Origin of the sequence: Curtobacterium sp. ER1/6 (assembly GCF_001742745.1) — a bacterium.
Classification (GTDB): domain Bacteria; phylum Actinomycetota; class Actinomycetes; order Actinomycetales; family Microbacteriaceae; genus Curtobacterium; species Curtobacterium citri.
Window position 1 is genome coordinate 1 of record NZ_MJAK01000002.1, and the last position, 16144, is coordinate 16144.

Below are 16144 nucleotides of genomic sequence, written 5' to 3' on the forward strand. Positions count from 1 at the left end.
CCCGCCGCCACGAGCGGCGGGTCGGGCACGTCCTACCCGAGCACGGACGGCGTCGCCGTCGACCCCGCCGGCGCGCAGGCGTACGCCCGCGGCGCCATCGGCTCCTACGGGTGGGGCGGCGACCAGTTCTCGTGCCTCGTGTCGCTGTGGAACCAGGAGTCCGGCTGGCGGGCGAACGCGCTCAACGCCTCGAGCGGGGCCTACGGCATCCCGCAGTCACTGCCGGCGAGCAAGATGGCCGTCGCGGGGGCGGACTGGCGGACGAACGCCGCGACCCAGATCGACTGGGGGCTCGCGTACATCCACGACGCCTACGGCTCCCCCTGCGCCGCGTGGAACCACGAGATGAGCGAGAACCCGCACTGGTACTGACCCCCAGGGGGCGACCCGCTCAGTGGCCGAGGCCGCCGAGCAGCGACGCGAAGTCGGTCGGTGCCGCGAGCACGTCCGCCTGCTGCGGCGCCCGCCGGGAGGCGCGGATCGCCCAGGCCAGGTCGACCCCGGCCCGGCGGATGCGTGCGTCGAGCGCGGCCGCGTCCTCGGGGCTCCCCCAGTCGTCCGTGGCGGCGAAGACGCCGGTCGGCACGACGGCGGCGCGCAGGTAGGCGAACACCGGTCGCAGTGCGTGGTCGATCGCCAGCGAGTGACGGGCGGTGCCACCCGTCGCGGCCAGCAGCACCGGCAGGTCCGCCACGGCGTCCTTGTCGAGCACGTCGAGGAACGACTTCGCGAGACCGCTCACGCCGGCGGTGAAGACCGGCGTGACGAACACGACCGCGTCGGCCTCGAGCACGGTCGCCTGCGCGGCGGCGAGCCCCGGCGCGGCGAACCCGGTGAGCATCGCGTCGACGATCTCGTGGGCGATCGGGCGCAGCTCGACGTGCCGGACGTCCACCGCGGTGCCGGGCTGGTCGGCCTCGACGGCGGTGACCGCGGCGCTGGCCAGGCGGTCGGCGAGCAGACGGGTGGAGCTGGGCTCGGAGAGTCCGGCGGAGACGACGGCGATGGTGGTCACGGGAGCACTGCCCTTCGGGAGTCTTTCAATGCGTTTGCATGAACATCGTACCGAACCGCGCCGCCCACGGCGACATTCCCCGGGAACGAGGAACGCCCCGGTCCTCACGAGGAGGACCGGGGCGTTCGGTCACGCAGTGTCTGCGAGTCGACCAGTGGCGCTACTGCCTAGCGGCGGAGGCCGAGACGCTCGATGAGCGCGCGGTAGCGGTTGATGTCGACGTCGGAGAGGTAACCGAGGAGACGGCGACGCTGACCGACCATGAGCAGCAGACCACGACGCGAGTGGTGGTCGTGCTTGTGCTCCTTGAGGTGCTCGTTCAGGTCGTTGATGCGACGCGTCAGAACGGCGACCTGGACCTCGGGGGATCCGGTGTCGCCCGGGTGGGTCGCGTACTCTTCGATGATCTCCTGCTTGACCTTCGCGTCAAGTGCCATGGATGATCCCCTCTCTGTCCGTTGCGCGGTGCCCGTACCTGATGCACGAGCGCTCTTGATCCGCGGCCGTTCGACGGCAACCGGACGAGACTACCAGAGTTCAGGCCGTGCGGGCGCGGAGCCGCTGACGCCGGGGTGCGGGCAGCAGACTCCGGAACAGTCCGACGAGCGTCGCGCCGAGCAGGCCGCCGAGCCCGTTCGACAGCACGTCGCGGGGGTCGGCGACCCGGTACGGCAGGTACAGCGCCTGCGCCACCTCGATGCCGACGGAGAGCCCGACGGCGACGACGGCACCGAGCAACCACCAGCGCCGCGGCAACCAGAGCGCCGCGAGCATGCCCACGGGCACGAACATCCCGATGTTCGCGAGGAACTCCACGCGGTCGTACGAGAACCACGTGCCGTGCGGCAGCCGCTGCAGCCAGGCGATGGCGTGCTGCACGAGCTCGCCCTGCGCGTGGGTGAAGACCTGCGGCGTGAGCGTCATCCGCCAGATCACCCAGGCGTAGCCGACGGTGACGGCGAGCAGCAGGAGCTTCCGGAACATCCGGTCAGTATCGCCGTGCCGTCCTGGCAGGAGCCCGCGTCCCACCTGGGTGGACGCCCGGCCCCGCTGGCACGAGGGCTCCCGCTCCTGCGAGCATGGGGGCATGCCGCACCAGGGGAAGCGCGACCACCGGACGTCGGTCCGGACCGGTGCCGGTCGTCGGCAGTGGGCGTGGCTCGGGGTCGGCGCCCTGGTCGCTGGCGGGCTCGTCACCGCCGTCGTGCTCGCCGTCCTGCCCGCGCGCACGCCGGACGGGGTCGGCCCCGACGGACGGACGAGTGACCGGGCGGTCGCGGCGAGAGCCACGGCGGCCGAGGCGTTCCCCGGCGGTCTCGCGCGCCAGCCGTCCGCCGTCAACCAGGCGGCGCGGCAGGCGGCCGAGGCGCGCGCGGACGGGCGGGACACCACCGCCGCACGCATCGACGTCATCGCCGACGAGGCGGTGGCGACCTGGCTGACCGACCCGTCCGAGCGGGCCACGGCGCAGACGGTCCGACGGGTCGTCCGCAGCGCCGAGCAGCAGGACCGCACGCCGGTGTTCGTGCTCTACGCCATCCCGGACCGCGACTGCGGCAGCTACTCGGCCGGCGGCACGAGCGACGACGCCTACCTGCCGTGGGTCCGGTCGGCGGTCCGGGCGATGGCCGGGTCGCACGCCGTGGTCCTCGTGGAACCGGACTCGATCGCGCAGATCCACGTCTGCGAGCGCCTCGGGCACGACCGGCTGCGGCTGCTCGACCGGGCGGTCGACGAGCTCGCCGGGCACGGGCTGACGGTCTACCTCGACGGCGGCAACGAGGACCGGGTGCCGGTGGCGACGATGGCCGACTGGCTCCGGCGGGCCGGGGTGGACCGGACGCAGGGCTTCGCCACGAACGTCTCGAACTTCTACCGGGTCGACCAGGAGCGTGCCTACGCCGACCGGTTGGCCGACGCCGTCGGCGACGACCCCCACTACGTCATCGACGTCTCGCGGAACGGGCAGGGGTGGCGCGGGACCTGGTGCAACCCCGCGGGCGCCGGCCTCGGGCAGGCACCGCACGTCACCCGCGGGACGACCCGCCTCGACGCCCTGCTGTGGGTGAAGACGCCCGGGCTGAGCGACGGCACGTGCAACGGCGGACCGGCGGCCGGGCGGTGGTGGGAGTCGTACGCACTGGCCCTGGTCGAGCACCGCGTCCGCGACTGACCGCCCGTCGGACGTCGGTGGTTGCATGACGCCATGACCGCCACCGACCGTCGCCGCTCCGTCGTCCCGCCCTACCTGCTGCGCGCCGTCGCCGCGGCCGGTGAGCACCCCCGCGCCGCCTCGGCGGCACGGACCGCCCTGGCCGAGATGTCGGCCGTCGCCGCACCCAAGCACGAGCACCGTGTCCGGCCGCAGGGCGTCACGGGCACCGTCGACCGGTCCCCGCAGCGCACCGTCGCGGACGCGCACGGCTCGACGACGCTGCCCGGCACCGTCGTGCGGCGCGAGGGCGACCCGGACTCGGGCGACGCCGCGACCGACGAGGCGTACGCGGGCCTCGGGGCGACGCACGCGTTCTGGCTCGACGTGTTCGGACGGGTGTCGATCGACGGCGCGGGTCTCCCCCTCGACGCGACCGTGCACTACGGGCAGGACTACGACAACGCGTACTGGGACGGCAGCCGCATGGTGTTCGGCGACGGGGACGGCGAGGTCTTCCGGCGCTTCACCGTCGCGCTCGACGTCATCGGGCACGAGCTCGCGCACGGCGTCACCCAGTACACCGCGGACCTGACCTACGAGGGGCAGTCCGGCGCGCTCAACGAGTCGGTCAGCGACGTCTTCGGCTCGCTCGTCGCGCAGTACGCCGCCGGACAGACCGCCGACCAGGCGACGTGGCTCATCGGCGAGGGCCTCTTCACGGACGCCGTGCACGGGGTCGCGCTGCGGTCGATGCGGGCCCCGGGCACCGCCTACGACGACCCGGTGCTCGGCAGGGACCCGCAGCCGTCGACGATGGCCGACTACGTCGAGACGACCGAGGACGCCGGCGGGGTGCACCTGAACTCCGGCATCCCGAACCACGCCTTCTACCTGGCCGCCACCGCGATCGGCGGACACGCGTGGGAGGGCGCCGGCGCCGTCTGGTGGGACGCCCTCACCTCGGCGGAGACGACCGCCGGGATCGACTTCGCGGGCTTCGCCGGGGTGACGGTGCGCGCCGCCGCGGACCGCTTCGGCGACGGCTCGGCGGAGCACACCGCGGTGCGGGACGCCTGGCGCACGGTGGGCGTGCTCGCCGCGTCGTGACGGCGTAGAACCGGAGCATGCACATCGTCGTCCGCCGCAGTGGTGGACTCGCCGGGACCTCGCGGGGCTGGCGGGTCGACACCGAGTCGCGCGACGACCCGGACGCCTGGTACGACCTGGTCGGCGCGCTCCCCCGCGAGGAGCCCGTGCGACGGAGACGGGTGGTCCCCGACGACTTCACCTGGACGGTCACGGTCGCCAGGACCACCGTGACCATCCCCGGCAGCCAGCTGGACGGCCCGTGGGCGGCCCTGGTGCGCCGCGTCCGCGACGAGGGCGACCCGGACTGAGCGGGGTGCGGGCGCACGCGCCGTGTGCCGAGACGCCGGGCGCCGACGTGCCGCGTGCCGACGTGCCGTGTGCCGACGTGCCGTGTGCCCGTCGGGAGGCGCGCGGCGACGCCGCCACGCGCCTCCCGTCCGTCAGTCGGTGACGTCGACGACCACGAGCCGCCGCGTCGGACGCGTCATAGCGACGTAGACGGCGGCCGCCGCACGCGCCGCGTCGGCACCCACCCGGTCCGGGTCGACGAGCAGCACGCCGTCGAACTCGAGGCCCTTCGCGTCGGCGCCGGTGAGCACCGTGACGGAGCCGGGACGCGGCGAACCGAGCCCGCGGACGTCGGCGTCGGTCCGTGCCAGGCGTTCCCGGACCGCGGCCACGTCGGCCTCGGGCACGACGACCCCGATGGTGCCGGAGCCGATACGGTCGCGCTCGGCGTCGACCCGCTCGGCGACCGCGTCGAGCAGCGCCGTACGCGGCACCGTGACGCGGTCGACCGGGTCGCCGTCGCGCACGGCCTCGGTCCGGGTGACGGTCAGTCCGGCGGCGGCGGCGAACGCTCCGGCGGCCTGCACGATCGAGCGCGGGGTCCGGTAGTTGACCGTGAGCTCCTCGATGCGGTGGTCGAGCGGCACGACCGGCGCACGGCCCCGACGACGGCGTGCGAGGGCGCCGAGCACGTCGTCCCACGTGCGTGCGGCGGCCGGTGACGAGCCCTGCGCGGTGTCGCCGACGATCGTGAAGGACCGCAGCGGGTTCCGACGGGCGAGCACCCGCCACTGCATCGGCGAGAGCTCCTGGGCCTCGTCGACCACGATGTGCCCGTAGGTCCACTCGCGGTCCTCGGCGGCGCGCTCGGCGGTGGTGCGCGGGTCGCCGCCCTCGGCGAAGGACCCCGCGACCTGCTCGGCGCTGACGATGCCCTCGACGCCCATGTTCTCGATCGCCTGGCGCGCGTTCTCGATGTCCCGGTTCCGGCTCGCCTTCGCGGCGCGCTTCGCGGCCCCGCCGGTCGGGTCGAACGGACCGAGGAGCTCGGCGGCCTCGTCGAGCAGCGGGACGTCCTCGATCGTCCACGCGGTGCCGCGGGGGCGCTGCAGCAGGGCGCGGCGCTCGGGCGTCCAGTCCGGGGTCAGCGAGGCGAGCCAGTTCGGCCGCGCGTACAGGTCCTCGAGGAACTTCTCCGGGGGCAGCGGCAGCCACGCGGTGTTGAGCAGGACCCGGGCGTCGTAGGAGCTGCGGATGTCCTCGCGCAGGACCTTCTCGTCGGCCTCGTCCACGGTCGTGCCGCGCGCCCGCAGCTGCTCGGCGAGCAGGCGGGTCATGGCGTCGAGCGCGATCTTGTTGAACGTGACGCGGGCGACGTTGTGCGGCTTCCCCCGGTCCTGCGCGCGCTTGAGCGCGTCGGCGACGAGCTGCGGCGGCACGGTGAGCCGCTCGCCCTCGACCTCGAGGGTGACCGAGGTCGTCGGGACGACCTGGCGGGACCGCACGGCCCGGTGGAGCAGCGACGCCATCTGCGCCGACCCCTTGACCGCGGCGACGTCCCCGTGGTCGTGCGTCGTCGCGTGCACGCCCGGGTAGAGCGACCCGAGCGACGCCATCACGACGCCGGTCTCGCCGAGGGACGGCAGCACCTGCTCGATGTAGGTGAGGAAGGCCGGCGACGGACCGACCACGAGCACGCCGGAACCGCGGAGCCGCTCGCGGTGCGAGTAGAGCAGGTAGGCGGCGCGGTGCAGCGCGACGGCGGTCTTGCCGGTGCCGGGGCCGCCCTGCACGACGAGCACGCCCTCGAGGGGTGACCGGATGATGCGGTCCTGCTCGCCCTGGATGGTCGCGACGATGTCCGTCATCCGGCCGGTGCGCTCGGCGGTGACGGCCGCGAGCAGCGCCCCCTCGCCCTGCAGGTGGGTGCGCTCGTCGTCGTAGAGCGCGGCGTCGAACACCTCGTCCTCGACGCCCACGACCGTGCGGCCCTCGAGCGTCAGGTGTCGGCGGGCGCGCATCCCCATCGGGTGCGCCGCGGTCGCCTGGTAGAACGCGCTCGCACCGGGGACGCGCCAGTCGAGCAGGAGCGGCCGGTGCTCGTCGTCGCGCAGGCCCACGCGGCCGATGTAGCGGAAGGCGTCCTCGGTGGAGTCGGGGTCCGCGACCTCGAGCCGACCGAACACGAGCCGGTCGCCGACCCGCTCGAGCGTCGCGACGGTGTCCTCGTAGAGCCGGGCGTACGCATCGCGTTCGCTGCGGCTCTGGTGGTTGCCGCCCACCGCCTGCCGGCGGGTCTCGGCGAGGCGCTGCTCGGCGTCGGCCGTCAGCTCGTCCAGACGGGCGAAGAGCCCGTCCACGTACCCACGCTCACGGTCGATCTCGGTCGGTTCGGACACACGCCACCCTTCGGGAAACAGGGGTGTCCAGTGTAGTCCCGCCGGGCGACCACGAGGGGCGTCGTGACGCCGGACGGACGGGAGGCGCGTGGCGGACCCCGCCACGCGCCTCCCGTCCCGGGCACCCGGCCCTACATCTCCTCGTGCGTGTCCGGGTCGCCGTCCCACAGGCGACCGCGCTCGAGTCCGGAGATCGCGCGGACCTCGTCGTCGGAGAGCTCGAAGCCGAAGACGTCGAGGTTCTCGCGCTGCCGGTCCGCGTCGCCGGACTTCGGCACCGGGACGGCACCGAGCTGGACGTGCCAGCGCAGGACGACCTGGCCCGGCGTCACCCCGTGCGCGGCGGCCGCGTCGAGCACCGGCTGCTCGGTGAGCAGTTCGGACTGCTTCGCCAGCGGGCTCCAGCTCTCGGTGACGATGCCGTACTCGGCGTGCACCTTGCGGAGCTCGGCCTGCGGGAAGTACGGGTGCAGCTCGACCTGGTTCACCGCGGGCGCGACACCGGTGGCGTCGATGATCGCCTCCAGGTGCTCGGGCGTGAAGTTCGAGACGCCGATCGAGCGGACCTTGCCGCTGTCCCGGAGGTCCACGAAGGCCTTCCACGTGTCGACGAACCTGCCCACCGACGGGTTCGGCCAGTGGATGAGGTACAGGTCGACGCGGTCCAGCCCGAGGTTGCCGAGCGTCTCGTCGATCGAGCGGTGCGCCTCGTCGTAGCCGTGGTGGCGACCGGGCAGCTTCGAGGTGACGACGAGGTCCTCGCGGTCGACCTCGGACTCGCGGACGGCACGGCCGACGGCGTCCTCGTTGCCGTAGTTGAGCGCGGTGTCGAGCAGCCGGTAGCCGCTCGTGATCGCCGCACCGACGGCAGCGGCACCCTCGTCGCCGTTCAGCCCGTAGGTGCCGAGGCCGAGCTCGGGGAACCGGTGGCCGTCGTTCAGCTCGATGGTGGGCGCGCCGACCTGCATCAGCGGACCCCGAGCAGGTCGATGATGAAGATGAGGGTCTTGCCGGACAGGAAGTGTCCGCCGCCGGCGGGGCCGTAGGCCAGCTCCGGCGGGACGACGAGCTTGCGGCGGCCGCCGACCTTCATGCCGGGGATGCCCTCCTGCCAGCCGCGCACGAGCGCCGCGAGCGGGAAGTCGATCGGCTCGCCGCGGTTCCAGGAGCTGTCGAACTCGTCGCCGGTCTCGTACTCGACGCCGGCGTAGTGCACCTTGACCGTCGAGCCGGCGGTGGCTTCGTCGCCGGACCCCTCCACGATGTCGGTGATCTCGAGCTCGGTGGGGGCCGGGCCCTCGGGGGCGTCGAACTCGGGCTTGCTGTTGAGGTCAGTCATGTCGGCCAGTCAACCAGGTCGGTGCACGGCCGATCCGGGCCGCGCGGTGGTCTCGCTGCCCGCGAACGGGCACGATCCGTCGCGGTGGACGGACCGTTGCGACGGATTCCGCCCGCTCGCGCGGCAGGGGCACCAGAATGGTTCCACCGTGACACGACCTGACACCGCCCCGCGCCGCCGCCTGCTCGCCGACCTCACCCCGCTCCGCCGCTCCCCCGCGTTCGCGCGGCTCTGGGCCGGTACCGCGATCGCCGGCATCGGCACGCAGATGACCACCGTCGCCGTCGGCCTCGAGGTCTACGAGATCACCCGCTCGACCTTCGCCGTGGCGCTCGTCGGCGTCATCGCCCTCGTGCCGATGATCGTCGCGGGCCTCTACGGCGGGATGCTCGCCGACGCCTTCGACCGGCGGCTCGTGGCCCTGGTGTCGTCGATCGTCGCGTGGGTCGCGGTCGCGCTCATCGCCACGCACGCCTGGCTCGGACTGCACAGCGTCGCGCTGCTCTACGTGCTCGCGACCGTCAACGCCGTGGCCGCGACGGTGAGCAACGCCTCGCGGTCGGCGATCGTCCCGCGCCTGGTCGGCACCGACCTGCTCCCCGCGGCGAGCGCCCTCGGCGGCATCGCCTCCGGGTTCCAGGTCACGGTGGGTCCGGCGATCGCCGGGGTGCTCATCGCGAGCGTCGGCTTCGCGCCGACCTACACGATCGACGTCGTCCTGTTCACGTTCGCGTTCCTCGGCGTCCTCACCCTGCCGCGGATGGCCGCCGACCGCGACGCCCTGCGCCCGGGGCTGGGCTCGCTCGTCGAGGGTGCGCGGTTCCTCCGGCGCTCCCGCAACATCACGATGACGTTCGTGCTCGACATCGTCGCGATGACGTTCGGGCAGCCCCGCGTGCTGTTCCCCGCGATCGGCGCGCTCGTGATCGGTGGCGGGTCGATCACGGTCGGGACGCTCACCGCCGCCTACGCCATCGGCGCGCTGCTGTCGAGCGTGTTCTCCGGACCGCTCGGCCACGTGCGGCGCCAGGGCGAGGCCGTGGGCTGGGCGATCACCGCGTACGGAGCGGCGATCGCGGCGTTCGGCGTGGTCATCGCGCTCGCACACGTGCTCGGCGGTCGTTCGGGCGAAGCCTTCAGCACCGAGATCCTGCCCGCGCTCGGGCTGGCGGCACTGTTCCTCGCCGCGGCGGGCGGTGCCGACAACGTCAGTTCGGTGTTCCGGAACACGATCCTGCAGGCGGCGTCGCCCGACGGCATGCGCGGGCGGCTCCAGGGCATCTTCATCGTCGTCGTCACCGGCGGCCCGCGGCTCGGCGACCTCTACGCCGGCCTCGTCGTCGCGGCCGGCATCGCGTACCCGCCGGTCATCGGCGGCGTGCTCATCATCGGGCTCGTCGCGCTGCTGCTGCGCGCGGTGCCGTCCTTCCGCCGCTACGACGCGCTGCACCCGCACGCGAACTGACCGCCGTCGCGCCCCGGCGGGAGGACGAGACTCGCCCCGGCGGACGAGGCTCGCGCTCGGCCACCGCGGAAGTGTCCGCCGGGCCGAGTCTCGTGGAGCGGGTCCGGTACCGTTCACTCCATGCCCGACAGCGCCTCGCGCGACCTGCAGCGGACCGGTGTCCGCGCGGTCGTCCGGCGCACCTACCACTCGGTGATCCGGCACCGGGTCGTCGACGCCGCCGCGTCGCTGACGTTCTTCGCGCTGCTCACGGCGTTCCCGGCGGCGCTCGCCGTCGTGTCGGCCCTGTCCGTCGTCGACCGACAGGGCGACAGCGTGAGCGACATCGTCGAGGTGCTCGGCTTCATCGTCCGACCCGAGACCGCGCAGCACCTCGAAGGGCCGCTCCGGCAGCTCCTGACGCTCGACGACCCGTGGGTCGGCTTCTCGATCGGGCTCATGCTGACGCTCTGGTCGCTCTCCGGGTACGCGACGGCGTTCGGTCGCGCGATGAACACGGCGTACGAGGTCGAGGAGGGCCGCCGGATCTGGAAGTTCCGCAGCATGATGCTCCTCGTCACGCTGCTCGTGATGGTGGGCGGGGCGATCGCGATCGTCATCCTGCTCGGTACCCCGAGCGTCTCGGCAGCGATCGTGCGGCAGCTCGGGTGGGCGCCCTGGATCGACGACCTGTGGAACGTGGCGAAGTGGCCGGTGCTCGCCGTCGTCCTCGTCGTGATGGTGGCGGTGCTCTACACCGCGACGCCGAACGTGAAGACCCCGCGGCTGCGGTGGGTGTCGGCCGGGGCGGCCTTCGCGATCGTGACCTGGGCGCTGGCGACGGTGGGCTTCTCGGTCTGGGTCGAGACGGTCGGCAGCGGCGGGAACCGTGCGTACGGCTGGCTGGGCGGCGCGATCCTGCTGCTCGTCTACCTGTACATCTCGAACTTCGTACTCGTGGTCGGCGGGGAGCTCGACTCCGAGGTGATCCGGCTGCGGCAGCTGCTCGCGGGCATCGAGGCGGACGAGACGATCCGGCTCCCGCTCCGCGACGTCACGCGGAACTTCACGCTCGCCCGGTGGCGGGACCAGGACGTCCGCGCCGCGCAGGACGTCCGCACCGCCGCGCTCGAGCGGGCTGCGGAGGACGACGAGCCCGACCTCGAGGCCGAGCGCCTGCGCGAGCTGTCGCGGCAGGTCCGCGTCGGCGAACGCCCGCTGCCGTAGGGCGCGGCCCGGCCGTCGCGCGCGGCGCGGCCGCCGATGTGGCCAGCGGGCGGATCGAACCACGGAAGCGACGTCGAACCACCGACCTGCCCTGGTTCGACGTCGGGAACGTGGTTCGACGCCGGCGCCACACGCGGGCCGCACGCGGACGGCGGCGGACTCGCCCGCGGTCAGCGCTCGCGCGCGGCCTCGTCCAGCATCTCCTCGGTGACGACCGGGATCGCGCCCGTCGCGAGCTCGATGCCTGACAGCCGCGCAGGCGACAGGACGCGGTGCACCTGGTCCTCGTCCATGAGCCCCGCCGCCGTCACGAGCGTCGCGATCGGCGTCGAGGTCGTCAGCGCCGTGTGCGCGATCGACGCGGCGGCCGCGTACCCGATGTAGGGCGTCAGGGCCGTCACGACGCCGACGTTGGTGTCGACCTGCGCCGCGAGCTTGGCCTCGTTCGCCTCGATCCCGGTCACGCAGTGCACCCGCAGCGTCGCGCACCCGCTGGCCATCCACTGCAGCGACTGCAGGATCGAGTGGGCGATGATCGGCTCGAAGGCGTTGAGCTGGAGCTGCCCGCCCTCGGCCGCCATCGTCACCGTCGTGTCGGCACCGGCGACGGCGAACGCGATCTGGTTCACGACCTCGGGGATCACCGGGTTGACCTTGCCCGGCATGATCGACGACCCCGCCTGCCGCGCGGGCAGCGTGATCTCACCGAGGCCGGCCTGCGGGCCGGACGCGAGCAGGCGCAGGTCGTTGCAGATCTTCGAGAGCTTCGCGGCGCTGCGCTTCACCGTGCCGGACAGGGTCATGAACGCACCGGCGTCGCTCGTGGCCTCGATGAGGTCCGGTGCCGTGACGATGTCGAGCCCACTGGCGACCTGCAGCTGCCGACGGACCTCGTCGCGGTACTGCGGGTCCGCGGTGATGCCGGTGCCGATGGCCGTCGCACCGAGGTTCGTCTCGGCGAGCAGCGGCGTCACCGTCCGGAGCAGCAGGACGTCCTCCTGGATCGTGTGCGCGAACCCGGTGAACTCCTGCCCGAGGGTCATCGGCACCGCGTCCTGCAGCTGGGTCCGACCGATCTTGAGGACGTCCTGGAACGCCCGACCGCGCTCGGCGAAGGCGTCCGAGAGCAGTTCGAGCTGCTCGGTGAGGCGCCGCACGCCGAGGATCATCGCCAGCTTGATGCTCGTCGGGTAGGTGTCGTTCGTCGACTGGCTGCGGTTCACGTGGTCGATCGGGTGCAGGTGCGCGTAGTCGCCCTTCTCGCGCCCGAGGATCTCGAGGGCGCGGTTGGCGAGCACCTCGTTCGTGTTCATGTTCGTCGAGGTGCCGGCGCCGCCCTGCACGATGTCGACCACGAACTGCTCGCGGAGCGCACCGTCGCGGACCTCCTGCGCGGCCTGGTCGATCGCGTCGGCCCGTTCGGGGTCGAGCACGCCGATCGCCTTGTTCGCGCGTGCCGCGGCCTGCTTGACGGTCGCGAGCGCCTCGATCAGGTCCGGGTACACCGCGATCGGCACCGAGGTGATCGGGAAGTTCTCGAGGGCCCGCAGGGTGTTGATGCCCCAGTAGGCGTCGGCCGGGACCTCGAGGGTCCCCAGCGAGTCGGTCTCGGTGCGGGTGCGTGCTTCGTTGCCGGTCACCCTGATGAGGCTAGCCCGTCCGGTCGGTGCGGTCCGGCAGGTCGGTGCGCGTGGTGACCGGTGCACGGACGGGAGGCCCGTGGCGGCGTCGCCACGGGCCTCCCGTCCGTCAGGTGGTGACGTCCGTCAGTGGAACTGCGGGACGATCAGGTAGATCCCGTAGAGCACGGCCAGGCCGGAGAGGGCGAAGCACGCGACGGCGAGCGCGCGGAACGCCCGGACGCCGGGCTGGACCGTCCCGGGCTGCGGGAAACCGGCCGTGGCCGGGCCGACCGTGCCGTCGTCCTTCACGGTGTACTTGCCGGCGCGGGTGTCGGCGGCGCTCCAGAGGCGGAGGCCGATCGAGTAGACGAGGACCACGAAGCACGCGGCGACGACCGCGACGATCGCGACGGTGAGGAAGGCGAACCAGTCGATGCCCATCAGCAGGTCCCTCCGTCCAGGAACGCGAAGCAGCGCGAGTCTGTGGCGATGCCCATCAGCGGCGTCCTCCGTTGCGTCCGGCCATGCGGCGCAGGGTGCGCTCGCGGCTGAGCTCGGCGCGACGCTCGGCGACCCGGGCCGCGCGCTTCTTGCGCTGCAGGTCGCGCAGCTCCTTGCGGGTGAAGACCGCGTTCGCGGCGACGTCGACCTCGATGGCCGAGGCCTGCTCGTGGGGCTTCCGGAGCGACCAGAGGTACAGCCCCAGGATCACGGCGGCACCGACGACGGCGTCGATCACGAGGCCCCCGATCCCGAGCCGGGCGATCCCCGACGCGACGGCCCCGACGGCCGCGGCAGCCGGCAGCGTGATGAACCAGGCGATGACGATCTTGCCCGCGGTCGACCACTGGATCTTCGACCCACGGCGGCCGAGACCGGCGCCGATGATCGAGCCCGAGGAGACCTGGGTCGTCGACAGGGCAAAGCCGAGGTGGCTCGACGCGAGGATGGTCGCGGCGGTCGACGCCTCGGCCGCGAAGCCCTGCGTGGCGCGGATCTCGGTGATACCCGACCCGAGCGTGCGGATGATGCGCCACCCGCCGGTGTAGGTGCCGAGGGCGATCGCGAGGGCGCACGCCACGACGACCCAGAACTGGACGCCCTGGTCCGCCGACTGCGCGCCCGAGGCGATCAGGGTCAGGGTGATGACGCCCATGGTCTTCTGCGCGTCGTTCGTGCCGTGCGCGAGCGACACCATCGAGCTCGTGAAGACCTGGCCGATGCGGAACCCGCCGCGCTCGTTCGGGAACACCGGACGGCGGGTGACCCGGTAGGCGATGCGCGTCGCGAGCAACGACACCAGCGCGGCGATCACCGGCGACAGGAAGGCCGGGATGATGACGACCGTCAGCAGCGCGGCGTAGTTGACCGAGTCGAAGCCGGCGCCGACGATCGCGGCGCCGATGAGCCCGCCGAACAGCGCGTGCGAGGACGACGACGGCAGGCCGCGCAGCCACGTGATCATGTTCCACACGACCGCGCCGATGAGTCCCGCGAAGATCATCTCGGGGGTGATCGCCACCCCACCGGGTCCCTCGTTGATGAGGCCGTGCGAGATCGACGTCGCGACGGCGGTGCTGAGGAACGCACCGACCAGGTTGAGCACCGCGGCGACCGTGACGGCCACCTTGGGCTTCATGGCACCGGTGGCGATCGGCGTCGCCATCGCGTTGGCGGTGTCGTGAAATCCGTTTGTGAAGTCGAAGAAGAGGGCCAACGCGATGACCAGGACGACTATGAGTGTGATGTCCACCGCGGGCAAGTGTCGCAGCCCATCGGCCTCGGGGCAAACCCTGCCGTTCACCCCTCGTTCACCGGGCCTGCGGGATCGTTCAGGATCGGAACGACCCGGATGGGAGGATGGACCCCATGGACACCGCGGAACTCCTCATCCTGCTGATCGGTTCGCTCGCGGTGACCGGCTTCGCGCGCGCCAAGGGGCTCCCCGCGCCGCTGCTCGTCACGGCCGTGGCGCTGGCGGTGTCGTTCCTCCCCGGTCTGCCCGAGATCGAGATCGACTCCGAGGTCATCCTCACCGTGGTCCTGCCGCCGCTGCTCTACTCGGCGGCCCTCGACGTCTCGTGGCAGAGCTTCCGGCAGTCGATCAAGCAGATCCGTCGCCTCGGCATCTTCCTCGTGATCGTCACGGCGGCGGCGGTCGGACTCGCGGCGTACATCCTCATCCCCGACATGGACTGGCCGGCCGCGATCCTGCTCGGCGCCGTGGTCGCGCCGCCGGACGCCGTGTCCGCCGCCGCGATCGGGCGCAAGCTCGGCCTCCCCCGCCGCGTGATGACGGTGCTGTCCGGCGAGAGCCTCATCAACGACGCGGCGTCGCTGACCCTGGTCCGGGTGTTCACGCTCATCGCCGCGGGCACCTCCCTGACGATCTGGCAGGACCTCGGCATCTTCGGGCTCGCGATCGGCGTCGGCCTGGTGGTCGGCATCGTCCTCGGCGTCGCGGTGCACTGGATCCGGATGCGCATCAACGACCCGGTCGTCGAGACGATCATGAGCATCCTGCTGCCGTTCGTCGCCTACGTCCTCGCCGAGCACCTGTCCGGCTCCGGGGTCATCGCGGTCGTCACCGCGGGGCTCTACATCGGCTACAACTCGCCGAAGGAGGGCTACGCGACCCGGCTGCAGGAACGCCCGCTGTGGACGAGCATCGACGTCATCCTCGAGGGGTTCGTCTTCGCCCTCATCGGGCTGCAGCTCAAGACCGTCGTCCAGGACCTCCTCGAGAGCGACCGCAGCCTGACGCAGACGCTCACCGCCGCCGCGGTCGTGCTCGCCGTCGTGATCCTCGTCCGGCCCCTCTTCGTCTTCGAGTCGTACGCGCGCAACCGGTTGAACCGGCTGTGGCTCAGACCCCTGCGGGTCCGGCTGTCCCGGGGCCACCGGTCGCTCCGCTGGCTGCGCGGCACGGCCGAACCGAAGCTGAACTGGCGGGAGCTCACCGTCATCTCGTGGACCGGCATGCGCGGCGTGGTCACGCTCGCCGCCGCGGTGGCCGTCGTCGCCGACCCCGTGCAGATCAAGGCGCAGGACACGATCTTCATCATCGCGTTCGTCGTCACGGTCGGCACGCTCCTGCTGCAGGGCCTCACGCTCCCGTTCGTCATCCGCGCGCTCAAGGTGCAGGACCCGGCGGAGGGCGAGGAGGACGTCCGGAGCGAGATGCGCCTCAACCAGCGCACGACCGAGGCCGCGATCGCCCTGCTCGAGCGGCGGCGTCCGGCCTGGGCCCAGCAGTACGGGCACCAGGCGGTCGACAGCGTCGTGAACCGGTTGAAGGCCCGGCTCGAGCGGCAGGCCGAGACCTTCCGCCGCGACGCGGAGGAAGAGGAGGACGAGGAACGCAACGCCCCGATGCGCCTCCGCGGGGCGCAGATCCAGGACATCCGGCGTGAGCTGCTCGACCGGCGGCGGGAGATCGTGCTCGAGGAGCGCGAGAAGGGCAACCTCGACGAGGAGGTCATGCGCCGCGTGCTCGTGACGCTCGACGCCGAGGAGCTCGCGATGGACTCGGCGCAGGCCTCCCGCAGTCGTTCCTGACCGGTGTC

General features: G+C 72.6%; 15 protein-coding genes and 1 pseudogene. 7 read left to right on the forward strand and 9 right to left on the reverse strand.

Going from position 1 to position 16144, the window contains the following annotated elements:
* Window positions 1-372: pseudogene (locus Cus16_RS04375) on the forward strand (hypothetical protein); the annotation flags it as partial.
* A 19-nt stretch (window positions 373-391) separates the two neighbouring features.
* Here Cus16_RS04375 and Cus16_RS04380 read toward each other — a convergent pair.
* The 3 genes from Cus16_RS04380 to Cus16_RS16560 all read right to left on the reverse strand — a co-directional run bounded on the left by Cus16_RS04380 (window position 392) and on the right by Cus16_RS16560 (window position 1999).
* On the reverse strand, window positions 392-1015 hold the full coding sequence (locus tag Cus16_RS04380; protein WP_069711457.1) for a CE1759 family FMN reductase: 624 nt from the start codon (window positions 1013-1015) through the stop codon (window positions 392-394).
* A 167-nt stretch (window positions 1016-1182) separates the two neighbouring features.
* Window positions 1183-1452: a 30S ribosomal protein S15 gene (gene rpsO, locus Cus16_RS04385; RefSeq protein ID WP_022902140.1), complete on the reverse strand. Its 270-nt coding sequence runs from the start codon at window positions 1450-1452 to the stop codon at window positions 1183-1185.
* A 100-nt stretch (window positions 1453-1552) separates the two neighbouring features.
* Window positions 1553-1999 carry a VanZ family protein gene (locus tag Cus16_RS16560; RefSeq protein WP_069711458.1) on the reverse strand — a complete coding sequence of 149 codons (447 nt, stop codon included), beginning with the start codon at window positions 1997-1999 and terminating at the stop codon, window positions 1553-1555.
* 103 nt (window positions 2000-2102) lie between these two features.
* Between Cus16_RS16560 and Cus16_RS04395 the strand changes: the two genes are divergently transcribed.
* From Cus16_RS04395 to Cus16_RS04405, 3 genes are read left to right on the forward strand one after another with little or no spacing between them, the layout of a single operon-like run.
* On the forward strand, window positions 2103-3188 hold the full coding sequence (locus tag Cus16_RS04395) for a glycoside hydrolase family 6 protein (protein WP_083263699.1): 1086 nt from the start codon (window positions 2103-2105) through the stop codon (window positions 3186-3188).
* Between the two features lie 33 nt (window positions 3189-3221).
* Window positions 3222-4277, forward strand: coding sequence for a M4 family metallopeptidase (locus tag Cus16_RS04400; protein WP_069711459.1), 1056 nt, complete (start codon window positions 3222-3224; stop codon window positions 4275-4277).
* 17 nt (window positions 4278-4294) lie between these two features.
* On the forward strand, window positions 4295-4567 hold the full coding sequence (locus Cus16_RS04405) for a protealysin inhibitor emfourin (RefSeq protein WP_069711460.1): 273 nt from the start codon (window positions 4295-4297) through the stop codon (window positions 4565-4567).
* A 132-nt stretch (window positions 4568-4699) separates the two neighbouring features.
* Here the strand turns inward: Cus16_RS04405 and Cus16_RS04410 are convergent, their stop codons facing one another.
* The 3 genes from Cus16_RS04410 to Cus16_RS04420 form a co-directional block, all read right to left on the reverse strand.
* A complete protein-coding gene (locus tag Cus16_RS04410) occupies window positions 4700-6946 on the reverse strand; it encodes a HelD family protein (RefSeq protein ID WP_069711461.1) in 2247 nt (748 codons plus the stop codon).
* 131 nt (window positions 6947-7077) lie between these two features.
* Window positions 7078-7914, reverse strand: a complete 837-nt coding sequence (locus tag Cus16_RS04415) for an aldo/keto reductase (RefSeq protein ID WP_069711462.1) — start codon at window positions 7912-7914, stop codon at window positions 7078-7080.
* Window positions 7914-8285, reverse strand: coding sequence for an FKBP-type peptidyl-prolyl cis-trans isomerase (locus Cus16_RS04420; RefSeq protein WP_069711463.1), 372 nt, complete (start codon window positions 8283-8285; stop codon window positions 7914-7916). Before Cus16_RS04420 ends, Cus16_RS04415 begins: the two co-directional genes overlap by 1 nt.
* Window positions 8286-8433: 148 nt before the next feature.
* On the opposite strand from Cus16_RS04420, the gene Cus16_RS04425 reads away from it, so the two are divergent.
* Together Cus16_RS04425 and Cus16_RS04430 are read left to right on the forward strand one after the other, a co-directional pair.
* Window positions 8434-9750, forward strand: a complete 1317-nt coding sequence (locus tag Cus16_RS04425) for an MFS transporter (protein WP_083263700.1) — start codon at window positions 8434-8436, stop codon at window positions 9748-9750.
* A 120-nt stretch (window positions 9751-9870) separates the two neighbouring features.
* Window positions 9871-10956, forward strand: a complete 1086-nt coding sequence (locus Cus16_RS04430; RefSeq protein ID WP_069711464.1) for a YihY/virulence factor BrkB family protein — start codon at window positions 9871-9873, stop codon at window positions 10954-10956.
* Between the two features lie 170 nt (window positions 10957-11126).
* Here Cus16_RS04430 and Cus16_RS04435 read toward each other — a convergent pair whose 3' ends face one another.
* The 3 genes from Cus16_RS04435 to Cus16_RS04445 form a co-directional block, all read right to left on the reverse strand.
* Window positions 11127-12602, reverse strand: coding sequence for an aspartate ammonia-lyase (locus tag Cus16_RS04435; RefSeq protein ID WP_141718836.1), 1476 nt, complete (start codon window positions 12600-12602; stop codon window positions 11127-11129).
* A 120-nt stretch (window positions 12603-12722) separates the two neighbouring features.
* Window positions 12723-13019: a hypothetical protein gene (locus Cus16_RS04440; protein ID WP_069711466.1), complete on the reverse strand. Its 297-nt coding sequence runs from the start codon at window positions 13017-13019 to the stop codon at window positions 12723-12725.
* Window positions 13020-13074: 55 nt separating this feature from the next.
* A complete protein-coding gene (locus Cus16_RS04445; RefSeq protein ID WP_083263701.1) occupies window positions 13075-14331 on the reverse strand; it encodes an inorganic phosphate transporter in 1257 nt (418 codons plus the stop codon).
* A 116-nt stretch (window positions 14332-14447) separates the two neighbouring features.
* On the opposite strand from Cus16_RS04445, the gene Cus16_RS04450 reads away from it, so the two are divergent.
* Window positions 14448-16136: a cation:proton antiporter gene (locus Cus16_RS04450; protein ID WP_069711468.1), complete on the forward strand. Its 1689-nt coding sequence runs from the start codon at window positions 14448-14450 to the stop codon at window positions 16134-16136.
* Window positions 16137-16144: the final 8 nt, after the last annotated feature.

Bases quoted from the DNA above. Each gene is read 5' to 3' on its own strand.
- rpsO (WP_022902140.1), bottom strand. From the start codon at position 1,452: ATGGCACTTGACGCGAAGGTCAAGCAGGAGATCATCGAAGAGTACGCG.
- Cus16_RS16560 (WP_069711458.1), bottom strand. From the start codon at position 1,999: ATGTTCCGGAAGCTCCTGCTGCTCGCCGTCACCGTCGGCTACGCCTGG.
- Cus16_RS04395 (WP_083263699.1), top strand. From the start codon at position 2,103: ATGCCGCACCAGGGGAAGCGCGACCACCGGACGTCGGTCCGGACCGGT.
- Cus16_RS04400 (WP_069711459.1), top strand. From the start codon at position 3,222: ATGACCGCCACCGACCGTCGCCGCTCCGTCGTCCCGCCCTACCTGCTG.
- Cus16_RS04405 (WP_069711460.1), top strand. From the start codon at position 4,295: ATGCACATCGTCGTCCGCCGCAGTGGTGGACTCGCCGGGACCTCGCGG.
- Cus16_RS04415 (WP_069711462.1), bottom strand. From the start codon at position 7,914: ATGCAGGTCGGCGCGCCCACCATCGAGCTGAACGACGGCCACCGGTTC.
- Cus16_RS04420 (WP_069711463.1), bottom strand. From the start codon at position 8,285: ATGACTGACCTCAACAGCAAGCCCGAGTTCGACGCCCCCGAGGGCCCG.
- Cus16_RS04430 (WP_069711464.1), top strand. From the start codon at position 9,871: ATGCCCGACAGCGCCTCGCGCGACCTGCAGCGGACCGGTGTCCGCGCG.
- Cus16_RS04440 (WP_069711466.1), bottom strand. From the start codon at position 13,019: ATGGGCATCGACTGGTTCGCCTTCCTCACCGTCGCGATCGTCGCGGTC.
- Cus16_RS04450 (WP_069711468.1), top strand. From the start codon at position 14,448: ATGGACACCGCGGAACTCCTCATCCTGCTGATCGGTTCGCTCGCGGTG.